The organism is Lawsonibacter faecis (genome assembly GCF_014287675.1).
GTDB lineage: Bacteria > Bacillota > Clostridia > Oscillospirales > Oscillospiraceae > Pseudoflavonifractor > Pseudoflavonifractor faecis.
The window spans coordinates 375,316-396,953 of sequence record NZ_JACOPQ010000002.1 but is presented as its reverse complement, the minus strand read 5'-3'; the positions used below and the strand labels follow the sequence as shown (position 1 = coordinate 396,953).

15 protein-coding genes and 1 pseudogene are annotated in these 21,638 nt (G+C 58.1%); 1 reads left to right on the top strand and 15 read right to left on the bottom strand.

What is annotated here, in order from left to right; genetic code table 11:
* Nucleotides 1–66: 66 nt before the first annotated feature.
* Nucleotides 67–5,562: pseudogene (locus H8S62_RS18475) on the bottom strand (MutS N-terminal domain-containing protein); the annotation flags it as partial.
* 581 nt (nucleotides 5,563–6,143) lie between these two features.
* Nucleotides 6,144–6,503: a TnpV protein gene (locus tag H8S62_RS04075; protein ID WP_186918555.1), complete on the bottom strand. Its 360-nt coding sequence runs from the start codon at nucleotides 6,501–6,503 to the stop codon at nucleotides 6,144–6,146.
* Between H8S62_RS04075 and H8S62_RS04070 the strand changes: the two genes are divergently transcribed.
* The gene (locus H8S62_RS04070) at nucleotides 6,502–7,266 is read left to right on the top strand and encodes a hypothetical protein (RefSeq protein WP_186918554.1); all 765 of its coding nucleotides are present in this window, start codon (nucleotides 6,502–6,504) and stop codon (nucleotides 7,264–7,266) included. The genes H8S62_RS04075 and H8S62_RS04070 overlap by 2 nt on opposite strands.
* 95 nt (nucleotides 7,267–7,361) lie before the next feature.
* On the opposite strand, the gene H8S62_RS04065 is transcribed toward H8S62_RS04070, so the two are convergent.
* The 13 genes from H8S62_RS04065 to H8S62_RS04005 all read right to left on the bottom strand — a co-directional run bounded on the left by H8S62_RS04065 (nucleotide 7,362) and on the right by H8S62_RS04005 (nucleotide 21,632).
* Nucleotides 7,362–8,228, bottom strand: coding sequence for a nucleotidyl transferase AbiEii/AbiGii toxin family protein (locus tag H8S62_RS04065; protein ID WP_186918553.1), 867 nt, complete (start codon nucleotides 8,226–8,228; stop codon nucleotides 7,362–7,364).
* 1 nt (nucleotide 8,229) lies between these two features.
* Nucleotides 8,230–8,811, bottom strand: a complete 582-nt coding sequence (locus H8S62_RS04060) for a type IV toxin-antitoxin system AbiEi family antitoxin domain-containing protein (RefSeq protein WP_186918552.1) — start codon at nucleotides 8,809–8,811, stop codon at nucleotides 8,230–8,232.
* A gap of 321 nt (nucleotides 8,812–9,132) precedes the next feature.
* Nucleotides 9,133–9,354 carry a transposon-transfer assisting family protein gene (locus tag H8S62_RS04055; protein ID WP_186918551.1) on the bottom strand — a complete coding sequence of 74 codons (222 nt, stop codon included), beginning with the start codon at nucleotides 9,352–9,354 and terminating at the stop codon, nucleotides 9,133–9,135.
* Complete coding sequence (locus H8S62_RS04050; protein ID WP_243255297.1) at nucleotides 9,351–11,525, bottom strand: LPD28 domain-containing protein; 2,175 nt, start codon at nucleotides 11,523–11,525, stop codon at nucleotides 9,351–9,353. Before H8S62_RS04050 ends, H8S62_RS04055 begins: the two co-directional genes overlap by 4 nt.
* 82 nt (nucleotides 11,526–11,607) lie before the next feature.
* Complete coding sequence (locus H8S62_RS04045; protein ID WP_186918620.1) at nucleotides 11,608–13,662, bottom strand: DNA topoisomerase 3; 2,055 nt, start codon at nucleotides 13,660–13,662, stop codon at nucleotides 11,608–11,610.
* Nucleotides 13,662–14,798, bottom strand: coding sequence for a CD1107 family mobile element protein (locus H8S62_RS04040; RefSeq protein WP_186918549.1), 1,137 nt, complete (start codon nucleotides 14,796–14,798; stop codon nucleotides 13,662–13,664). The genes H8S62_RS04045 and H8S62_RS04040 overlap by 1 nt, the downstream gene beginning before the upstream one ends.
* Complete coding sequence (locus tag H8S62_RS04035; RefSeq protein WP_186918548.1) at nucleotides 14,788–15,042, bottom strand: DUF4315 family protein; 255 nt, start codon at nucleotides 15,040–15,042, stop codon at nucleotides 14,788–14,790. Before H8S62_RS04035 ends, H8S62_RS04040 begins: the two co-directional genes overlap by 11 nt.
* A gap of 33 nt (nucleotides 15,043–15,075) precedes the next feature.
* Nucleotides 15,076–16,809, bottom strand: coding sequence for a C40 family peptidase (locus tag H8S62_RS04030; RefSeq protein WP_186918547.1), 1,734 nt, complete (start codon nucleotides 16,807–16,809; stop codon nucleotides 15,076–15,078).
* 33 nt (nucleotides 16,810–16,842) lie between these two features.
* Complete coding sequence (locus tag H8S62_RS04025) at nucleotides 16,843–17,688, bottom strand: phage antirepressor KilAC domain-containing protein (RefSeq protein ID WP_186918546.1); 846 nt, start codon at nucleotides 17,686–17,688, stop codon at nucleotides 16,843–16,845.
* A gap of 22 nt (nucleotides 17,689–17,710) precedes the next feature.
* Entirely contained in the window at nucleotides 17,711–20,110 is a 2,400-nt protein-coding gene (locus tag H8S62_RS04020; RefSeq protein WP_186918545.1) for a VirB4-like conjugal transfer ATPase, CD1110 family, read from the bottom strand.
* Nucleotides 20,019–20,462: a PrgI family protein gene (locus H8S62_RS04015; protein WP_186918544.1), complete on the bottom strand. Its 444-nt coding sequence runs from the start codon at nucleotides 20,460–20,462 to the stop codon at nucleotides 20,019–20,021. Before H8S62_RS04015 ends, H8S62_RS04020 begins: the two co-directional genes overlap by 92 nt.
* 15 nt (nucleotides 20,463–20,477) lie before the next feature.
* A complete protein-coding gene (locus H8S62_RS04010; RefSeq protein WP_186918543.1) occupies nucleotides 20,478–21,347 on the bottom strand; it encodes a VirB6/TrbL-like conjugal transfer protein, CD1112 family in 870 nt (289 codons plus the stop codon).
* A 69-nt stretch (nucleotides 21,348–21,416) separates the two neighbouring features.
* Nucleotides 21,417–21,632, bottom strand: coding sequence for a Maff2 family mobile element protein (locus H8S62_RS04005; protein WP_178870887.1), 216 nt, complete (start codon nucleotides 21,630–21,632; stop codon nucleotides 21,417–21,419).
* Nucleotides 21,633–21,638 lie beyond the last annotated feature (6 nt).

Here is a 21,638-nt window from a genome sequence, read left to right as displayed (position 1 = left end):
AAGTGCTATCGCATGGTGCTTTTCGTCATAGCTGTCTGCTACGACTTATGCACAACGTTTCGCACGATTCTTGTAGTTGTGCGCCTCGTCCACATACAGGCGGTCTACGCCCAGCTGCTCAAAGGTCACAACATCGTCCTTTCGGGAGCTGTCCTGGAGCTTTTTGAGCTTGGCTTCAAGGCCGCGCTTGGTGCGCTCCAGAGACTTAATGGTGAACCGCTCCGCCCGCTGGCTTTTCAGCTCCCGCAGTCCTTCCTCCACCTCAAAGATTTGCTCCGCCAAAAGCCGCTGCTGCCGCTCCATGGAGACGGGTATCTTCTCAAACTGCGAGTGACCGATGATAACGGCGTCGTATTCGCCTGTGGCGATGCGGGCGCAGAACTTCTTGCGGTTCTTCGGCTCGAAGTCCTTTTTCGTAGCCACGAGGATGTTGGCGGAGGGGTACAGCCGCAGGAACTCGCCAGACCACTGCTCCGTCAGGTGGTTGGGAACGACAAACAGGGACTTGTGGCACAGCCCCAGCCGTTTGGATTCCATGGCAGCGGCTACCATCTCGAAGGTCTTGCCCGCGCCCACCTCGTGGGCAAGGAGGGTGTTGCCGCCGTAGAGCACATGGGCAACCGCATTGAGCTGGTGCTCCCGCAGCCGGATCTCCGGGTTCATGCCCGCAAAGGTGATGTGGCTGCCGTCATATTCGCGGGGTCTGGTGGAATTGAACAGCTCGTTGTACCTTGCAACCAGGGTGTGCCGCCTGTCGGGGTCGCGCCATATCCAGTCCCGGAAAGCGTCCCGGATAGCCTGCTGCTTCTGTTGGGCGAGGGTGGTTTCCTTGCTGTTGAGGACGCGCCTCTCCCTGCCGTCCGCATCGTGCTTGGTATCATAGATGCGCACGTCGCGCAGGTTCAGGGTATCTTCAAGAATCTTATAGGCGTTTGCGCGCTCCGTGCCGTAGGTCATATATGCGGCAATATTGCTGTAACTGACCGCGTTCTTGTTCCTGATGTTCCACTCGGCGGTGAAGGCGGAATAGGTCACGTCGATCATGCGCTGCTGGTAGAAGGGGGTCTCGAAGGTCTCCCACATGAACTCCCGGATATACGAGGGGTCGATCCACGTTGCGCCAAGCCGCACCTCGATTTCCGAAGCATCAAGGTCTTTGGGCTGCGCGGCTTTCAGCGCTTCCACGTTTCCGGCGTAATCGCCCTCAAACAAATTCTGAGCAGACTGTGCGATACGCAGCTTTTCCCTTACATTGCCGGAGAGGTACTCGTCGGCGGTCTCCCAGCGCTTATTTTCGGGATTGCGGAAGATAACACCACGAAGATCGGAGGCGAGAGCGTCTTCGTCCTTGCCGGTAAGCTGCGCCATATACGCCATATCCACACAGGCTTTTTCGGAGATGGACAGCGCCAGCGCCTCCGAAGCGGTGTCCACGCTGGTCACTGCCTCGTGCGCCCGAATGGTTCGCCGGGTGAACATATCCGCCTTGCGCTTGAGGTTTTTGTCCTCGTCCAGCTCCTCCAGAGAGCAGAGCAGATAGTAGGAGCTGTCCTCGGCAAAGGCCAGGGCGTTGGCGCGGGAGTTAATAAGCCCATACTTTGCGGTGAAGCCGTCGTAGAGGGTATTCAGCTCCGCCTGCGTCTGCCGGATGGTTTCATCCGAAATAAAGCCGTCCATCTGCTGAGAGATGAGCTTCTGCACGCAGTCCCGCAGCTCCACCATGCCCTTGGCACGTTCCTTTGCGGTGGCGTTGAAGTCGGGCTTGGTCATGATGCTGTTCTGCCGGTAGTACAGCTCCCCGTCCACCACGGTGTAGGAGAAATTCCGCACATTCGGGTCTGCCGGGATGGTCTCCACGATGGTCTCATCCTCGCCCAGATCGGGCAGCTCCGCTTCCGCATAGGTTCCACGGATATTCCGAATTGCGCCGCTGAGCTGCTCCGCAAGGTCTGCGCCCTCGATGGGCGCAACGGTAAAGTCCTGCCTGCCGTACTGCGTGCTTTCCGAGGTCTGCCGCCCCAGCACCATCTCCGGGTGGTCGATGAAATACCGGTTGATGGCAAAGCCGTCCGCGTTCGCTCCCGGGTTTCGCCAGATACCCGTGTGTACCCAATCGGGTTCGATCTCAATGGGTCTGTCCCGCTTTTGAAGAAAGATAATATCCGAAACGACATCCGTACCGGCGTTGGCCTTGAAGGCGTTGTTGGGCAGGCGGATCGCGCCGAGCAGGTCTGCGCGCTGGGCAATATACTTCCTTGCGGCGCTGTCCTTGGCGTCCATGGTGTAGCGGGATGTGACGAAGGCCACCACGCCGCCCGGACGCACCTGCTCCAGCGCCTTGGCGAAAAAGTAGTTGTGGATGGAAAAACCGAGCTTGTCAAAAGCCCGGTCACTGACCTGATACTGTCCAAAGGGTACGTTGCCCACGGCGAGGTCGAAGAAGTCCTTTCGGTCGGTGGTTTCAAAGCCGGCCACGGTAATATCCGCCTTGGGATAGAGCTGCTTTGCGATTCTGCCGGTAATACTGTCCAGCTCCACGCCGTAGAGCCTGCTGCTTTTCATGCTCTCCGGCAGCATACCGAAGAAGTTGCCCACGCCCATGCTTGGCTCCAGAATATTGCCGGTCTGGAAACCCATATTCTCCACCGCGTCGTAAATGGCGCGGATAACGGTGGGACTGGTGTAGTGGGCGTTGAGGGTGGAGGCGCGGGCGGCGGTATATTCCTCCGGGGATAGCACGCCTTTCAGCTCGTCGTATTCAACGCGCCAGCCTGCCTTGTCAGGGTCGAAAGCGTCCGCAAGACCTCCCCAGCCCACGTATTGGGAGAGGATATGCTGTTCCTCCGGGGTGGCGTTTCTGCCCTCAGCTTCGGTCTGCTTCAGGGTGGCGATTGCCTTGATGTTGCGCCAGAATTTCTCCTTAGCGCCGCCTTTGCCGAGATCATCGTCCATGATGCGGAAGTTTTCCGCAGGCGGCAGCGGTGCGGGCGGGTCATGCTCCGGCTCGTCAAAGCGCAGGGTGCGAATCTCTACATCATAGGGGAGGTTGTTTTTGTCACCGGGATATACTGCCACGGTTTCCTCGGTGTAGGCGGGTTTTGGTTCTTTTTCGGGGACAGCCGTATTCTCTGCGGCAGTCTTTTCCGGCTGCGGATAGCGCTCCATGAGCCGTGCGAAGCTCTCCCTGCTCTCCGCACGGGAGATAGGGTAGAGAAGCGATGGGTCGCGGAGAGAAATATCAAAAAGCCCGATGCGCTCAATAATGAACGGCTTGCCGTCCTCCAAATATACCGTATCGCCTACGGAATACGGGAACGGTTCTCGCTGCGGGACAGGAGCTGTTTCGGGAACGTCTGTAACTGCTTCCTCCGGCTCGTGCCGGCGGTGCTGCTCCACATCCTCATCCGAAACATGAATGAGATCGCTGAAATCGAGATTTTCCAGCTCGTTGGTAATAATCTCTTGCAAAGAGCCGTACTGCCGGGTTTCCAGATGCTCATCATTCAGATAGCGCTCCAGCCGGTAATTCACAAGGTCGATGTTCACCTGAATGGGAATCTCATCGTCGGTGACGGTGGTGTAGGCGATGCCAATCTTGGTAGGGTCGCTGAAATCCGCCTCCGAGCCGTATTCGCTCCGGCAGAAGTCGGAGATCAGTCCCTTTGCCCGTTCTATAAGCGCCTGCTCCGCCTGTCCTTGCAGTTCCAGCCGGTATGCCTCCGCCTGCCATTCGCTTGTAAATTCCTCGATCACTCCGTCCGCATCCACATAGTAGCCGTGGGTCTCGTCGTCCCACACGGCGTAAAGGGTGCGGAAGCCCCGGTCAAGGCTCACCACATGGAAACGGTCTGCGGGGTCGAAGGCAGGTTCTTCCTGCTGTGCCTTTCTTTCCTGCGCCGCGATCCGCTCCACATCCGCCATAACCTGCCGGATGAAGGGGCTGTTGCGATTAGCTTCCGCATCCACAACCTGCCCATTTACAATACCGCGTTCAGCAAGCGCTTCCCGGATGGCGATGGGGTCAATATTGTCAAAGTTGTCCTGTTCCTGCTCGGTGTAGAAGTTATCGGATTGAATGAGCTGCGCAATGCGCCGCTGCACCTTTGCCCATGACAGCGTGACCGGCTCGGAATTTCCCACGGAGATTTGCAGCGGTTTAGAGGTATCCTTCAAGCCGTACTCCCGTGCCAGCCATGCGGCGGTGTCCCGGTCGCGGGCGTGAGCCTTCATATAGCGGACAACTGCGTGCTTGCTTTCAATCCTGCCGTTCCACTGCTGCAAGGCCGCGTCAATGTCCGCCTGCGTGACCTTGTAGGGCGAGGGCGTAACCGTCGTTGCCAGCGTGGGGTAAAGCTCGTCCAAAAGCTCCTGATGGAGCCGGTTGTGGAACGCGGGCATATCGAAATAGAGCCGTGTGAGCTGCAAATCGCCGGATTCTGTGACGATGCGCCGGATTGCCGCCGCCCCCTCCAGATAGGCGTTTTGACGGTCGGAATTGCGGCAGGCGTTGAGGAAAGCATCGTCCGCGACAAGCGCGTTGCCCACGCTCAGGCGGTATCTCTCGAACAGCTCCTGCACCGTGGGCTGAGCCTGCTCTGCGGCAGGATCGCGGAACACCCTCGTGCCGTCCGCACCGAACTCCGCTTCATAAGCATTGATTGCGGCTTCTGCTTCATGGTCGATAGAGCGCAGCGTGTAAATGTGGCGCTCACCTCTAAAGTCCGGCGCTTCGGCAATCGTCACATCATACTTATCGCGCAGTTTCTCTACATACATCTCTAAATTGTGCGACGGTACACCGCACATCTCCACACGGCCAGCACCGGGGATACTGCGGGAGGTCAGGTTCATATTCAGCAGATCCGACGCCTGTTTTGCATCCTCGCCATACAGCTCAAAGAAATCCCCCACCTGAAACAGCACGAGGTCGTCCGGGTGGGCTTCCTTTACGGCGTTGTAGTCATTCCATGCTGCGCTTCGCGCTGCGGTCTGCCGCTGAAGCTGCTCGTACTGTGTCTTTTCCTCCGGGGTCAGGAAACGATCCTTGCGGATCAGCTCGGAGATACGGGAGGCAACCTTGCTCCATTTTAACTGCACATCGGGACAGTCCTGCTTTTTCAGGCTGATGCCCTTGCCGCTGTGATCCTCACCGCTGTGGGATGCGCCGGATACCGCGTGGGAGCGTCCCCCAATGCCGTATTCATCTTTCAGGAAATCCGCCTGCTCTTTGGGGCTGTGTTTCTCTTTGAAATAGGCGTAGATGCGCCCCTTGCTCCCTTCAATATTGCTGCCACGGGTCAGGGTCGCGGCGATCTCGTCCTCCGTAATGAACCGCTGCACGGCGGGGATCTCCGCCATTTCGGTGCGGTACTCCCTGCGGGGCAGGGACAGCTCCCGTAAACCCTGCTCGATTTTGTCCGGCTTGTGGTAGTGAAAGCGCAGCAGGCTCCTGTCCTCCCGGTAGTCGGAACGGAATTGTGCAAAATCATCCATGAGGACTTCACGGAACGCAGGGTCTCTCAGCCGCTCGGCAAGCCGCTCTGTTTCCTCCGGGAAACCGCCGCCCCGCATATCCGACAGGCAGGAGAGGTAGCCCTGCGCCCGCGCCTTTTCACTTAAATCCTGCCGGAGATACCAGATAGACTGCGCCAGCTCCGTGCGCTCGTGCCCCGGCGCTTCCGCAAACTCTACGTTGGTTGCGTATTCGCCCTGCTCCAAAAGCTCGGAAATGCGCGCTGCCGCCTCCTGCCAGCTTACGACCTTTGCGGAGGTCAGGTATCTTGCCGCGTCCCCATTGGCGATGTGGATGCCGTCGTCGGCGTACCACGCGGAATATCTGCCGTTTTCGGTGACGACGCCGTTGCCGCCGTGGAAGGTGCTCTGAAGAAACGCCGCGATTTCTTCCACGCCCTTGCCCTTGGAGAACTCCGTGGCGATCTTCATGCGGGCATAGTCGGCGTTACCCTCCATGCGCAGAATATGGTCGATATCCGCCTGCGGGATGGACATGGAAAAAGCGGAGGGCGTGTAGCTCTCCGCTTCTGCGATATATGCGATTTGCTCTTCCTCCGTGGGGAACAGGCTCAGTTGGTATGCCTGCGGTATCGGAGGCTGCGCCGGTTCCGCTTCCGGCGTGTCATCGGTCAGTTGTATACCAGCTCGCTGAGGATGATCTCCTCGGCCTGCGCTTTCAGGCTGTTCATCAGCCCCACCCATTTCATCTGGTCGCGGGCTTTCAGCTCCTCCGTCACGCCCGCCGACTTCATCAGCTCCGGCATCATCTGCTCCAGCCTCCGGTTCGCCGTCTCGTCGATCTCCCGCAGGTGCGGGAACAGCTTCTCTGACAGCACCAGACGGCTGTACAGCCCCGGTCTGTGCTCCTGAAGGTAGCTCCTGCGCAGTCTCCCGTACTTGCCCAGGGGTCTCGCGTCCTCCGGCGTCTCGCTCAGCGTCAGGTCGGGAATCAGGTAGTCCCCGTTCTTGGTGTAGGTCAGCTCTGTCATGGTTCCGGCTCCTTTCCGCGAGTTTCTCGCGCTCGTAATTCTTGATGGTGACTTCGATCTGCCGCAGCACCTCTCCGTTGATCCTGCTCACCGCCGTGCCCAGCTCGGCGGCTGCTTCCGGGGTGTTGAAATCGAAGATGCTCAGGAAATCCTCATGCTCGAAGCGGTCGTCCGCTTCAAGCCCGCAGCGGGACATGAGCGAGTAGGCGATGCTGACGGCGGCGGCGCTTTGGAAGGCCGCTCCTACGTTGAACTCATCATACCCGTAAAGAAAGGAATCGTCAACGATGGCGAGGATATCCCGCTTATAGTCTCTCCAGTATTCCTCCGCAAGCTGAGACGCGATGCGCTCAAGCTGATCGGGGAGCCCTCCTTTTCCGTCCACACCGTAGCGGCTTTCCAGCATGGCGCTTACCGCATCCGCGTGTTCCGCCCGGTATTCCCACAGATAGCGGCTCTTTGGAAACTCCCTTCCGCCCGTGTCCGATACGTCGAACACATACCGAAGCCTCGGTCTTTCGCCGCTGCTGTCGATGAGGGCGATGCCCTTGGAGCCCCTGCGGACATACCGGCCCATCTTTTCGTTCCAGAAGTCGTACTCCGCGCAGGCGGTGGCGTCCGGACGCTGGGCGTGGATCATGACCTGCTCGGCGTAGGGGTATTTGTACAGCCTTGCGGCAGTGGTGAGAAAGCCCGTCCAGCCCCGGTAGCTGCCGGTGATTTGCCGCTGCGCCTCGTCCGCCATCTGCATATACGTTTGTAGCTTGCTCGGCATATTGTTCCTCCTTCATGGCATAAATTTAGAGCGCCCGGAACGGACGCTCTATGTAAGGGCGGTATTCGGTTTTCAGTCGGGGACTATACCGCAGTCAGTCCCTCCGTGATTTGTTTGAAAAAGTCTGCGCTCCAGATATTCAGCACGGAGGAATCGTGAATGAACGGCTCCACATCCTGCCTTGCCTGTGCGTAATCGATGCTGTCGAAGCGTTCCGCCAGCATCGCTTTGATTTTCGGCAAGGAACAGTCCGCATCGGCAGAAATATATCCGGAATCAATCAATCGTGCCCGAAGGTGTTTTTGATTGACCGCCGCACCCCTTGAAAGATAGAATACATAGTCGTAAAGATCCCTGCCCTTGATGCGGCTTTGCCACGCACGGCAGATGACCGCATGGATTTTTCCTGCGAACAGGGAGGGCATATCGTACAGCCGCACCTCATACGGCACGGGCAGCAGCCGGTATTTGTGCTCGAATGCGGCGAAGGCGGGCGGGTTAACGTCCACCTCGAACTTAATCTTGACCGCTTCATTCTTCGCTACGCTTCCCGCCACCTTTTCATCCGCGTAGAACAGCAGGAGATGTTCCTTTGTGTTCCCCTTCAGGAAGGCGGAGCGGATGGTGCTTTCTTTTGTCTTTTCCTTTTCCTGAATCTCCACGTTCAGCCCAAAGGCTTTCACTTCCTTCTCCAGCACGGGAAAGTAGGCCGTCAGGTCAAAGTCCAAATCCTCCGCTTCCAGCGAAAAATCCAGATCCTCGGAAAAGCGGTCGAGACCGTAGAAAATTCGCAGGGCGGTTCCGCCGTAGAACGCCGCTTTTTTGAAGAAGCCCGCACGGGACAAGCCGCAGAGCACAATTTCCTGCATGATTTCCTTCATGGCGTTCTTTCTGTCGTAGATATTCTCTACATGGTAGCTTTTCAGCATCTGTTCAATGGCGCTGTTCATGTCAAAGCCTCCTTAAAAGCGAGCAGAGCTTCTTTACGTTCGTGGAATGATACGCTCCGCTGTATTTGCAAACCTTATTTCCGTCCAGCTTCCCAATCTCCGATTCCTCAATCCGCAAATCCTCCGTCAGCAGCCGGAAAAGCTCCTGTGTGTTCGGCACGGGCGGCATAGTATAGAGCCGGTCGCACAGAGCCTTTTCCGGCTCTGCGATCCGATAGAAATAATCGCCCTCCTGCACGAGCCGAATCCCCAGCGGAAACGCCTCGGACGGCACATCCCGATAGGTGAAGGTTCCGAAGGGCGTTTCGTACTTCTTTTTCTTTTTCTTTTCAAAGGTGGCGCAGGTAACGGCATATACCGCCTCGGGAATCAGCCCGTAGCGGCTGAGGGCATATTCAAAGGAAATGTATGAAGGCCCGTAAATACTGCCCGCAAGCAGGTACGCAGGAGCGTTCCGGTCAGTTTCATATAGTCCCCTTGTAATGGGAAAGCATTCGCCCCGCTCCGCCATGCGTGCGAGCTTTGACTTCGGAGAACCGTATTCCCGCAGTTCCTCCAGTAGCATCGCTGTTGTCTTTATCATATTTTCACCTCGCAGTCTTATTATACGCAACTATCCGGTGAAAATCAAGGGATTTCAAAAAATAGTGCGGATTCTTTCCTGCTCATTCTGTGCGTTTTCCGTGGATGTTACGCACTCGAACGGACATTTTTGTAAAGAGAAGGGCAAACCGCATCTATTGAACATTTTTGCGGATACACGCATTTTGTCCAACAATGCGGCAGTGCAGACAAGCGAAGCATCACCATCTATTTCCCAAAATCAATATTTTTTCGATTTTGGGAAATAGAATCGTGAAAGCAAAGCGGGAGCGACCCGAAAGCCGCTCCCGCTGAATCCGCCTTATTCGTCCGTGTCGAAGTCCGGCACCAGCTCCAGCTCCGCGAAGTCCTCATCGGTGATTTCCCCCAGCTTTTGCAGGGCGCTGTCGGTCAGCTCCCGCAGCTCGGCTTCGTCCTCGTCCAAATATCCGCGCATTTCGGTGAGGGCGGCAATCAGCCCGCTGCGGCTGTCGCTCTGGTAGATGCACATGAGGTTCATTTCATCGTTGGTAAAATTCATCATAGCAGCTCTCTTTCCGCGCGCTTTGAACGCGCTGTCTTTTTCGGCTCGTTGACGGGAGGACAGAGCTTTGCCAGCACGGAGGGCTTCTTCTCCTGCCGTGACGCCTGCGCCTGTTCCCGGCGCGCCGCCTGCGCCAGCTCCATGAGGGAGATGGGCTTGCCGGACTTTGCCTGTTCCTCCAGCTCCGCCACGGTCTGCTTCGGCCCGTTGTTGATAACGCCGTCGATCATGCCGTAATCGTCCTCCATGGCCATCTCCGCGTTTTTGAGATAGTTTTCCGGCTTGAGGAAGTCGGGCAGCGCCTTGAAGCCCCGGGAATCAACGTAATGACAGGATACCACGCCGTTCTGCTTCAGCGCCACGATGTCGCTGACGGACAGGCTGTGGCCGCGAAAATCCTCCGGGCGGCGGAGGTTGAAGGTCTCATACAGCTCGTTCAACCTGTCCTGCGTATCGCCCCTGCGGTCGAGGTTTCCCGCGTAGACGGCGGCGTAATTCTCCTTTTCAATGGAAAGCCCCTTCTTCTCCAGATACTCGGCGTTCATAAAGCGGAGCTGCGCCGTATTATCATTATCCCGAAGCTGATAGATGGCAAAGCTGTCGGCGGGGTTACTGAGAAACGCCTTTTCATAGTCCTGCGGCGCAAGGCGTTCCTTGACCGTCTCCCATTCGGAGGCTTCCACGCCGAAGATGCCGTCAAAGCTGCGGATATCCTCTGCATCGAACGCCATGGCCTCGGTGTTGTCCGTGTGAAGCATATACACGCTTACATCCTGTTCCATGAGCTCCAGCGCACGCTCCTTTGTCAGCGGCAGCATATTGGAATCGGTGTAGCCGTAGGCGTTCATGCTCTCAACAGAAATCGCAGGGTCGGGGACGCAGCCGTTGTCCGGTGCTGTGACCGGCTCCGGCTCCTGCACGGCGATATCCTGCACAGGCTGGGCGGCAAGACTCTCCGGTTCCTTATCCAGTCCGCGCTCCTTGCATATTTCTGCGTAATGACGGTCGATATCCGTAATCAGGGCAGAAGATGTTCTGTTGATGGTCTCCAGCGATGCGCGAAGCTCGGTCAGCTCCCTGTCCTTTGCCCAGGTCGCCAGATACCCGAAGCTGTTTTCGCCTGTCTCAATGCCGTAATAGGCGCAGACGGCGAAGGAGATGCTCTCCGCCTGAATCTCCTCGGCGGCGCGGGAGAGCTTTGCCTTTTCCGGGTACTGTGCGTGCAAAAACTCCTTCACGGTCTGCTCGCCGCCCGTGAAGTTCAGCCCGTCCTCGCCCAGATACAAAAAGCCTTGCTCCGGCAGCTCAATGGGCGCTGCTGTGATGACAGAGGCGGCGTGATTGACGGTGACATGGCTTTCAAGCGTTACCGGCATACCCGGATCGTAATCCGAGCCGCGCAGGTCATATACATACAAGCCCTCCGGCAGCTTATCCCGGTCGATGCGCCCGTTGGAGAACAGCGCGGGCTTGCCGAACAGCTCAATCTCCTGATATTTTTCCCCGATCCCGTCCTTATTGTGGAGCCTGGAGTGGGCGATCTCATGGACGGCGGCGCAGACCGTCTGCACCTCGCTCATGCCTTCGCGGACAGCGATACGCTGTTTGTCCACGGAGAAGTAACCGTCCATATTCTCCGCCAGCTTCTCAAAGAAGATGGGTACGGGCGCACTGCGGCGCAGAGCTTCCATGAACACCCCGTAATTCTGCACGTCCCCCGTAAGGTTCGCCGCCAGCTCCGGCAGGGGCTTGCCCGCGGTCTGCTGCACGTCGAACACCACCACGGGCTTGTACATGGGAATCTGCACCGTCTTTTCCTCCGTGATAATATCGCCGTTCTCGTCCCGCAGGGGGAGCTTGGTGTCGGGGTCTAATTTCTGCTGCTCGATTTTCTTCTTGAAGGGCGTGGGGGCGATGATCTTAATGCCCTTTTCGCCCTTTTTGACGCTTCTTCCGAACTGGTCTCGCCATTTGTTGAAGCCCGCCACATGGGTGGCGTCGGGGCGCTGCATATAGATGAGCATGGTGTTGTTGACGCTGTAGCGGTGAAAGCGGCTCATGGTGGCAAGGTACTGCCTGTATTTGTCGCTCTCAAACAGCTCCTTTATGCCCGTCTCTATGCTGTCGGTGATATCCTTGAGCCGTTCCTTGTTGGTCTGTTTTTCAGCCATTTCGTGCATACCTCCTTTGATTCATGGTAAAAACAGCGGCTCCCGCAGGCGAACGAAACGCCCGTGCGGGAGCCTGTGAGGGTCATTTGGTGAAGTCCAGCTTATAGGAGGAACGCGCGCCGTCGTCCTCCAGCAGGATGAATGCGTCGTAGGTCTTGCCGGTTTTCTCGGAGTAGATACCGCTGGCATAGGCGCGTCCCTGCGTCAGGAGCGAGGAAGCCATCTTCTTTGTCAGGCTAATCTTCTTGGCGGCAAGGAAGCGGTTGTCCCGCCACAGCCCGAACTTGCAGCTCCGTCTCTCGCAGAAATAGCCGTTTTTGCTCTCCGTGACCTCTGCACCGCAGCGGGGGCATTTGCCCACAACGGGTCTGCCGGAGGGGAACAGCACCTCCGCGCCGTCCACAGGCGCAGCGTCCCGAACCAGCGCTGCGACCATATCGCAGATGCCGGCGAGGAACTCGTCCGCGCCCAGCTCGCCGCATTCGATCTCCTTGAGGCGGTGCTCCCATTCGGCGGTGAGCAGCGGGGACTGGAGCTGTTCGGGCAGCACGGTAATGAGGGACACGCCCGCTTCGGTGGGAACGAGGCGAACAGCCTTTTTCGCCTTTCTGCGCTCCGCAAAGCCCGTGGCCACCAGTTTTTCAATGACCGCCGCCCGGGTCGCGGGAGTTCCCAGCCCGCGCCGCTCCGCATCCTCCGGCATATCCTCCTTGCCCGCCGTCTCCATAGCAGAGAGGAGGGTATCTTCCGTGAAGTGTTTGGGCGGGGTCGTTTTTCCCTCTTTGACCGCGCAGGAGGAAACGGGAAGCATCTGTCCCTCGGAAAGCTCCGGGAGGGCCTTGTCCGTAAGCTCCGCATCCGCATATGCTTTCCAACCGAGCTGAATCACCATTTTTCCCTTAGCGGCAAAGGCATTTCCGCCGCAGTCCAGCCTTGCCTCGGTCTCCAGATAGACGAAGGGCGCGCTGACCGCCATAAGCACCTGACGGGAAACAAGGCGCAGGATCTCCCGTTCGCCTGCGGGCAAGGTTTCCAAGTCCGTTTCGCCCGCCGCCATGGTGGGAACGACGGCGTGGTGGTCGCTGACCTTTTTGCTGCTGCACACCTGCCCCGAATAGACGGCTGCGGGCAGCTCCGTGCCGCAGATGCCCGCGCAGCACAGCGCCAGCGCGTTTACGCCACCCTCCATATCGTCGGTGAGATAGCGGCTGTCGGTGCGGGGGTAGGTGCAGAGCTTCTTTTCATAAAGGCTTTGCAGATAATCCAGCGTCTGCTGCGCCGTGTACCCAAGCAAGCGGTTCGCGTCCCGCTGGAGCGTGGTCAGGTCGTAGAGCGCCGGGGCTTTCTCTGTCTTTTCCGTCTGCACGACGGAGGTAACAGCGGCGGTCTTGCAGTTGCAGTCCCCGGCAAGCCGCTCCGCCTCTGCCTGCTCCTTCATGCGCCCGCCTGCGGCGGAGAAGCCGTCAAAGTCCAGATGGACGGTGTAGAAGCTCTCCGGCTGAAAGGCATTGATCTCCGCTTCCCGCTGCACCAGCAGCGCAAGCGTGGGCGATACCACGCGCCCCACGTTCAGGGTGCGGTGGTACATCACGGAAAACAGGCGGGTGGCGTTGATACCCACCAGCCAGTCCGCCTTGCTGCGGCAGAGGGCGGAGGCGTAGAGGTTGTCGTACTCCGCGCCGTCGCGGAGATTGTCAAAACCATGGAGAATCGCCGCATCCTCCATGGAGGAGATCCAGAGCCGCTTTACGCGCTTGCGGCAGTTGTTGAGATTATACGCTGTGCGGAAGATCAGCTCGCCCTCGCGTCCGGCGTCGCAGGCGTTGACGACCTCGCAAACGTCCTCTCTGTGCATGAGGGCGCGGAGGGTGTTCATCTGCTTCTGCTTGTCCCTTGATACGGTGTACTGCCAGCTATCCGGCAGGATGGGCAAGTCCTCCCTTCGCCATTTGCCGTACTTTTCATCGTAGGCGTCCGCATCCGAAAGCTCCGCAAGATGCCCGAAGCACCAGGAAACGAGATAGCCGCCACCCGAAAGAAAGCCGTCCCCGCGTTTGCCTGCGCCAAGAACGGCGGCAATGCTCCTTGCCACGGAGGGCTTTTCACACACAACAAGCCGGTAACAGGTCGTATTCATCATTGGTTTTTGTCCTCCTCACTGTCAGCAGTGTTTTCATCTTCAAACTCGTAATCCTCATCTTCCTCGTCCTCGCCGTAGTCGTAATCGTCCAGATCGTCCGCCCCACGGGTGTCGGCCTTGGGCTTGCGGAGCTTGAACCAGTACAGTGCACCGCCGCCGCCCAGCAGGAGCAGGAGGACGACCACAACAAGCCCCGCGCCGTTGGCGCTCTTTTCGGGCGCGGTCTCCGCAGGCTCGGCGGGCTGTGGCGTGGGTTCCGTCACTTCCTTGCCCGCGCACTCGCTCATATTGGTTCTGCACACCTTGCAGCCCGTGTTGATTTTGCCCACAGCGCATTTGTCCGTGCAGGAGCAGGCGGGGACGATGCTCTCGCCGTCCTTGGTCAGAGCCAGCAGGTCGGCCTCGTCCACAAGATTCAGGAAATGGACGTTCTCATTGCCCTTGTCGTCCCGGTCGATGATGAGATAAAAGGTGTTGCCGCCCTTGGTCGTCACGGTGATGAACTGCTTGCCTGCGCCGAAAGCGGAGCCGATATCGTCCATGAGCGTCAGGTTGCCGTCCGGGGTCAAGGGCGCGGAACCTCCGGCAGCGGCGTAATATTGCAGCAGTATCTCCAGCAGTCCCGCAGTATCCGTGTCGTTCTCACCGCCTCCCGCAGAGGTGTTGAGAACCTCAAGGTATTTGCCGTATACATAGCCGGTCTGCTCCGGCACGACCACCTTGTACCAGCCGTTGCTTTCCTCCAGCACCTTCACCTCCGCGCCGTTGAGCAGATGCCCAATCACAGTGTAGTCCGTGCCGGGGCCGGTGCGCAGGTTCAAATAGGTGCGGACGTTGACCACCTTTCCGGCCTGCTCCCGTTTGGCGGGAAGCGTCCAGCTCCGATCCCCGATGGTCACGGTATGGCTCCCATCCGCATTTTCGGTCACAAACACGGTCAGGGTCTGTCCGTTTGGGGTCTGCTCACCAGTATTCGTATTCTCCGGCTGTGTAGTTGCAGTTGGGGTTTCCATGGTCGGGTCGCCCATTGTCGAATCGACCATATCGCCGCCTGCATAGGCCGTAACGGAAAAGACCGTCATGCAGAGCACGACGGCCATTATCACGGCAAAAAATCTCCATTTATTCTTCATCCATAAATTCCTCCGTTTTTCTGTATTCGTCGGGCAGCGCCGCCGTGGGACGCTTTTCCAGCATCGCCATCAGCGCCGCCAGCTGCTCGATGGTCAGTCCATTCTCGCGGACGATGCCCACAATATCCGTGTTTTCCAGCTTCAGAATCTGCTCGTCCAGGGCTTTGAGCCGTGCGGTCAGCGATGCGAGCTTTTCCGCCAGCTTCTCGCGCTCCTGACGCAGCTTTTCAAGTCGCGGGTTCATAACATCCTCCTTTTTGCGTTGATATGGTTGTTGCTAAGGCAATCTGCCGAATTGGAGAAAATGGCTTCGCCAGTAGCTCGTGTCGATGGAAGCGTAGTGAATGGGGTCGCCGCAGTGGAGCATCCTGTTATTGCCCACATAGATGCCCACATGGGACGCGCCTGCGGTGTCGTAGGTTTTTTCAAAGAAGATCAGGTCGCCGGGACGGGCGCTCTCCGGGGAGACATAGGCGCACATGCCCCGCAGCCCCTCCGCGCCCAGCCTGCCGAAGCTCCAATGCAGGCCGCAGTTGTTGTAGACATACGAAACGAAGCCGGAGCAGTCGAAGGAGGTGGCGGGCGAGCTGCCGCCCCAGATATAGGGGTAGCCCAGATACTTTTCCGCTTCCTTTATAACTGCGGCGAATTGCTCGTCCGCCAGCGCCTCCGGGGGTATCTCGTACTTCTCATACTGGGTGTGGTAGTACCGGTTCACATACGGGGAGCCGGGGAACAGGTCGGGACGGTTGCCCAGCACGCTCATATACACGGCGTACATGGAGAGCTGATCGTGGGACATGATATGCACCGGTACATGGGAGAGGTTGAAATTTTCCAGCTCCACATGGCAGATATACCAGGTGTAGGGAACCTCCGCCTCGTACTCGTAGCTTTGCAGATTGCCGTTTTCGTCGGTGTAGTAGCCGATGCGCGTTTCGGTGCGGTATCTGGTTTCCGTGGCGACGGTTTCCGTTAAGATATACTGCTTTTCAAACAGCGTCTCCAGAATCCCGCCTATTTCGTCAATCGTCCATTCTCCGCCCTTGAGGGCGGTAATCATGGAAATGAGCACATAGGGGTCGTGCTCAATCTCGTCCAGGTCGAAGTGGTACTCGTTGTAATCGTGGGTGCTTTCGTAGCTGTTCAGGTATTCCCGCAGCTCGTCCTCCATGGCGCAGTAGGCGGCTTCCGCCGCCAGCATATCCGCATCCTCCAGCGGGTAGGTGGAGGACACAATACCGGAGACGCCGCCCTGAAACAGCGTGGAGCAGGAGGAAATGCAGGTCATGAGCAGCAGTATCGCGGCGGCGATACCGCCCGCGATGAGGAAGCCCTTCTTGTGCCGGACAAAAAAGCTGCCGAGTTCCTTGCTTCCCTCGGCGGCGCGCCCGGCCGCCTTTGCAGTGGTCTCGGACGCTTTGACGGTGTTCCTCGCGCCGTTCCCCGCTTTTGCGGCGGCGTATTCCTTTTTAATGGCCTGCTTCTGCTGCCAGCGGGAATAGGGGTTGGAAGCCCTGCCGTATTCCTGCTCGTACTGTTTGTTCAGCGCCTTGAGATTGGCTTTGTCTGCGCCGGCTTCCGCCTTGTCCGCCCTGCGGTAGGGCTTTTCCGCATGGGAGCGGTGCGCCGATTCCGCAATGCGCCAGGTGCGCTCCGCCGTCTCGGTCAGGGTGTTCGCCGCCTCCGTGCCGGGGTTGTCGTCGCCCTCCTCCCGGAGCTTGCGGTGGACTGCGCTGCGGACGGTATCCGGCGGCGCTTTCCTTGCGGCGTGCGCCAGCTTGGAGGGCGGACGCTTTTTGTCCGCCTCCTCAAAGAAAAGGCGCGTCGTGACCTTGCCGCTCTCACTGTCCACAACGCGCTTTTTGACCTTAACGGTTTTCTTGGGAATTTTCGCTTCGGCCTTCTCCAGCTTAACCGCCGCCCTGTCCGCCTTGCGGACAGCTCGTTCCAGCTCCGGCAGGGCGCGTTCTTCCTCGGTGAAAATCAGCCTTGGCGAGCGTTTTGCCATATTCATCACCTCGATTCTGTGGGGATTGGATCGTCATACGCACGCGGCAAAGACGGCCTGTTCGCTGGCGTCTTTGCCCTCTGCAAGCTCACGGGGCTCCCAGACGCGGATTTTCTCCGCGATTTTCAGAAAATGCGCCTTTCCGGCAGGCGTGACGAGGGTGTATTCGCTTTTTGTGCCGTTGGGAAGGTAAAAATCTCTGGTCACAAACAGCGGGTCGTTGCGCTTGCCGGCTCTGACAAATACACGGTCGCTGCGGTGACGGTCTCTGAACACATACCCCTTTTCCAGCAGGTAGCCGATAAATTTCTTCTGCGGAACGCCCAGCTCCTTGGCGGTATAGCGGAGACAGGTCACGCTCTCAACGCCCACAAAGGAATCGTAGTAGCTGGCCTTCGGAGCCAGCCGCGCGTTCTCGGCTTCCGCCTTTTTCAGCGCCTCCCGCGCGGCGTTCGCCTTTGCGTTTTCCGCACGGAGCTTGCCGATATACTCCGAAATCAGCTCGTGGTGCTCATCCATCCGGCTAAGAAGCGCATCCGTCATATACGCGCCGTGCTTGCGGATGGAGGGCAGCACCTCGGCTGTCACCCAGCGCTTGAACTTCTTTGCGCGCTCCAGCTTACTGGAAAGGACGAGAGCGTAAAGGCCGGATTCATTGATGATAATAACATTCTGCTTTCCGCCGGGGGTCATCATTTCAGTGACCCCTTTGTCCTCATCGTCAACGTGCTTGGAAACAGCATTATTCAGAGACTTCCCCTTGCCATAGCCCAACGCCATCGCAACGTCTCTGCCCACGAACCACGGTTCGCCGTTCATGCGCAGGGAGCGCAGTTCACCGAACTCCGGGTTTTCAAAGATCATCAGATTGTTATTCATATTCGCACATCCTTTCTCGTCTCTATTCTGACTGCACCTGCTCCGAGAGCTTGGTCGTGATGATTTTGTACAGCTCCGTATCCTTGGGGAAGCGGTCTACGAAGGGCAGGATCACGCTGCCGTAGAACAAAAGCCCCTCGCCCTCGGCGGATTGGGTCACATACGAGAGCTGATGGGGCGAGATGTTGAGCTGCTTCGCCAGAATCTGCCGGTCGCCGGAAGCCTGGTTGAGCATATACACATAGTCGGAGTTTTCAAAGATGTTCTCCACCTCACGGCTGGAGAGCAGGTCTTTGACGTTCTGGGTGATGCCCGTGGGAACGCCGCCCCACTTGCGGAATCGCTTCCATATCTCCACCGTATACGCGGCGGTCTGCTCCTCCTTCAGAAGAAGGTGCATTTCGTCGATATAGTAGCGGGTGGACTTGCGCTGCTCACGGTTGATCGTGACGCGGTTCCACACCGCGTCCTGCACCACCAGCATACCGATCTTCTTTAACTGCTTTCCCAGCTCCTTGATATCGAAGCTGACCACGCGGTTTTCGATATTCACGTTGCTGCGGTGGTTGAACACGTTGAGAGAGCCGGTGACGTAGATTTCCAGCGCCGTGGCGATATACTGCGCTTCCTTTTCGTCCTGCCTGCGAAGCTCGTTGTACAAGTCCTCCAGAATAGGCATCTTCTCCGGGCGTGGGTCGCTCAGGTATTCCCGGTAAACAGAGCGCACACAGCGGTCGATGATGGTCTTTTCCACCGGCATGAGGCCGTCCTTGCCGCCCACGATCAGCTCGCACAGGGAGAGGATGAAGTCGGATTTCAGGCTCAGCGGGTTTTCGTCGTCACTGTAATTCAGGTTCAAATCCATGGGGTTCAGATAGTCGGTGGAGGTGGGCGAGATCTTCACCACCTGCCCGTGCAGGTGCTCCACCAGCGGCCCGTACTCCGCCTCCGGGTCGCAGATGATGATATCGTCGTTTGTGACGAGGAACACGTTGGCGATCTCACGCTTGGCGGAGAAGGACTTGCCGCTTCCGGGCGTGCCCAAGATCAGCCCGTTCGGGTTTTTAAGCAGCTTTCTGTCTACCATGATGAGGTTGTTGGAAAGGGCGTTCAGCCCGCAGTACAGGGCTTCCTTGCCGTCCTGAAACAGCTCCTGGGTGGTAAACGGCACGAAAATCGCCACGCTGGAGGTGGTCAGCCCCCGCTGGATCTCGATCTGGTTATACCCCAGCGGAAGCGCGGACATGAAGCCCTCCTCCTGCTGGAAGTCCAGCCGCGTGAGCTGGCAGTTGTACTTCTGGGCGATGGAGCCCGCCTGAAAGACGTTGTTGCCGAGGCGCTGCCTGTTGTCCGCCACGTTCACCACAAGGAAGGTCAAAAGGAACATACGCTCGTTGCGGCTTTGCAGCTCCTGCAAGAGCTTTTTCGCCTCCGTGCCGTAGGTGGCAAGGTCGGAGGGGATAATATCCATATCGTAGCCGGAGCGCACCGCCTTTTTCTGCTCCTCAATGGTCATCTTCTGCAAATCGGTGATCTTGCGCTTGATGGTCTTAATGGCCTTCACCTGATCCACGGACTGGACGTGCATACTGACGATGAGGGAGCTTTCCATATCGAGAAAATCCGCCAGCATCCGGTCGTTGAGCTCCGGCGCTAAAATCTGTAAGAAGGATACGCAGCCGGTCTTGCTGCCCACGCCGAAGCTGCTGCCGGTCTTGAACTCGAAGGCGCTGGGCGCGATGAAGTCCTTCACCGACAGCCCGGAGGGAGCCAGCCAGTCCCACGAAAAGCGGAAGGGCTGCGGCTCGTCCATGTGGAGCATCCCGTGCAGCAGGCGCAGGCGCTCCATGCCGTTCAGGGCTTCCGCCTGCACGCCCAGACGGCGGAAGTTGTTGAGGATATCCGTCTCGATGCGCTCCAATCGGGGCTTTGCGGCTTTCAGGCTGTCCGCCTCCACGCCGAAGGTCAGGTATTTGGTCTTAATAAGCCCGTTGTTGCCGCGGGCAAGCTGGCTTTGCAGCATCCCGGTGTACTCGGTGCGGAGCTTGTCGAAGCAGTCGCCCTGCAAGGGGATGGCGATGCGCCGGGCGTAGGTGTCCCGCGTGGCGGAGAGGTTGATGAAGGAGAGCTGGAAGCGGATGGAGGAATCAAAATAGTTGAGGAAATCGCACCAGCCGTCGAAAATGGCGGTCTTGTCCTCGTTCTGGTTGAGCTGGTAGTTGATATCCTGAAACTGCACGGTTTTCGTGTAGTAGCTGTCCGTCACGCGGCACACGCCGTCGGGGTACATCCGCTGAAAGGGGATGCTGTCCTGGGCGGACTTCTTTCGCTTATCCTGACGCTTGGCTCTTGCAATCGCCGCGTCGATCTGCTTTCGCTCGGCTCGTGTGAGCTTTCTTGCGGGGGTTTTGTTTGTGGACAATCGCGTAGACCTCCTTATCCAAAATATCCTGCCGGTTCAGCAGGTCGTAGAAATTGTTCGTCCTGTACGGGCGCTGCTTGGGGCGCAGGAAGCACACCTGCACGATGTTGCGGATGAGCTTCTCCGGCGGCTGACCGTTCTTTTCGTACATGGCCAGCAGGAAGAAGGGCAGCATGACCAGCATCATGCAAAGAGCCGCCGCGCTGCTGCCGATACTGCCCTTGAGCAGAAAGAAAAGCGGTACGCCGATGAGCGCGCCGCCGCCAAAGCACAGAATCTGCCGTTTTGTTAAATTGAACATGACCTTGGTTTTCACCGCATTCAAGTCCTTGGGTACGGGAACGTATGCCAAATTTCATCACCTCCGTCAGTGGGCGTGGAACAGGCTCCTGGCAAGGGAGCTCGTCTTAAACAGCGTGAAGCACAGCAGCACCGTGTACCCCATGCACGTCCATATGGCCGCCGAGACGCTGCTCTCCACTACGATGTTCTGAATCAGCACCGCGTAGATCGCCACGCAGACGATGATGAGGAAGCCCTGAAAGCCCAGCGCCAGCAGGCTTCTGAGGTAATTCTGGCCCATCTGCCCCCATTCCCGGTTGGCCATGGTCGCCATGGGGATGGGAGCGATGGAGGTCACGCAGTAGATCTCGATCATTCTGCCGTAGCAGATGATGAAAATGCAGATGGTCAGCGCCCACATGGAAAGATGCACGACCACGGACTCCAGCCACAGCCCCAGCAGCGACCAGACCTCCATTTCCGCAAGCGCAGCTTCAAATCCCGCGATATGCTCGTTAAACGTCAGAGACGTGTCCGATATGATAATGCCCGACGCGCTGTTGACGACGCTCTGAGCCGCCTCGAACACGCCCATGACGATGTTCCATGTGTTGGTGACGATGAGCACGGCGCAGGCGGTCTTAAATATCCATTTGAAGAACATCCAGGTGTCCACGTCGTGCATATTGTTCTTTTCCGTAATGAGCTGAATCAGCTCCAGCGTCATGACAAAGGCCAGGATCACGCCCGCGATGGGCAAAATCACATTGTCCGACAGCGTTCGGATCATGCCGTAGACGCCGCTGTTCCAGCCCTGGGGCGTAGCGCCCACCTGTCCGGCGATGCCCGCCACGCGGCTGTTCACGTTGTCAAACAGTCCGTTCACGTTGTCCATGATGCCGCTGACCAGCAGCTCCTTCAGCCATTCGGTGAATTTCTGCCATATCAAATCCAATGGGCTTTACCCTCCTTTCCCGCAGCGCCCGCCCCGAGGGCGGACGCCGCGAAGGATTCGTGCGGGCGATTAACCGAACAGGCCGGAGAGCAGGGGAACGAGAATGACGCCGATGAGCGCCACGCCGCCGCCCGCCATGAGCTGCTTCATGCCCTGCGATTTTGCGCCGGGGTTGTCGTTTCCGTAGCCTTCCAGCAGGTTGATGGCTCCCCAAATGCCGAGGCCGGCACCGAGGGCGATGACGAGGGTCTGGAGAACGCCGACAGCAGAGTTGAAAAATTCCATATTTGT

Excerpts from the sequence above, each read along its gene's own strand:
- H8S62_RS04070 (WP_186918554.1), top strand. The coding sequence starts at position 6,502 with ATGGTTCCGGCTCCTTTCCGCGAGTTTCTCGCGCTCGTAATTCTTGAT.
- H8S62_RS04075 (WP_186918555.1), bottom strand. The coding sequence starts at position 6,503 with ATGACAGAGCTGACCTACACCAAGAACGGGGACTACCTGATTCCCGAC.
- H8S62_RS04065 (WP_186918553.1), bottom strand. The coding sequence starts at position 8,228 with ATGAACAGCGCCATTGAACAGATGCTGAAAAGCTACCATGTAGAGAAT.
- H8S62_RS04060 (WP_186918552.1), bottom strand. The coding sequence starts at position 8,811 with ATGATAAAGACAACAGCGATGCTACTGGAGGAACTGCGGGAATACGGT.
- H8S62_RS04055 (WP_186918551.1), bottom strand. The coding sequence starts at position 9,354 with ATGATGAATTTTACCAACGATGAAATGAACCTCATGTGCATCTACCAG.
- H8S62_RS04050 (WP_243255297.1), bottom strand. The coding sequence starts at position 11,525 with ATGGCTGAAAAACAGACCAACAAGGAACGGCTCAAGGATATCACCGAC.
- H8S62_RS04045 (WP_186918620.1), bottom strand. The coding sequence starts at position 13,662 with ATGAATACGACCTGTTACCGGCTTGTTGTGTGTGAAAAGCCCTCCGTG.
- H8S62_RS04040 (WP_186918549.1), bottom strand. The coding sequence starts at position 14,798 with ATGAAGAATAAATGGAGATTTTTTGCCGTGATAATGGCCGTCGTGCTC.
- H8S62_RS04035 (WP_186918548.1), bottom strand. The coding sequence starts at position 15,042 with ATGAACCCGCGACTTGAAAAGCTGCGTCAGGAGCGCGAGAAGCTGGCG.
- H8S62_RS04030 (WP_186918547.1), bottom strand. The coding sequence starts at position 16,809 with ATGGCAAAACGCTCGCCAAGGCTGATTTTCACCGAGGAAGAACGCGCC.
- H8S62_RS04025 (WP_186918546.1), bottom strand. The coding sequence starts at position 17,688 with ATGAATAACAATCTGATGATCTTTGAAAACCCGGAGTTCGGTGAACTG.
- H8S62_RS04005 (WP_178870887.1), bottom strand. The coding sequence starts at position 21,632 with ATGGAATTTTTCAACTCTGCTGTCGGCGTTCTCCAGACCCTCGTCATC.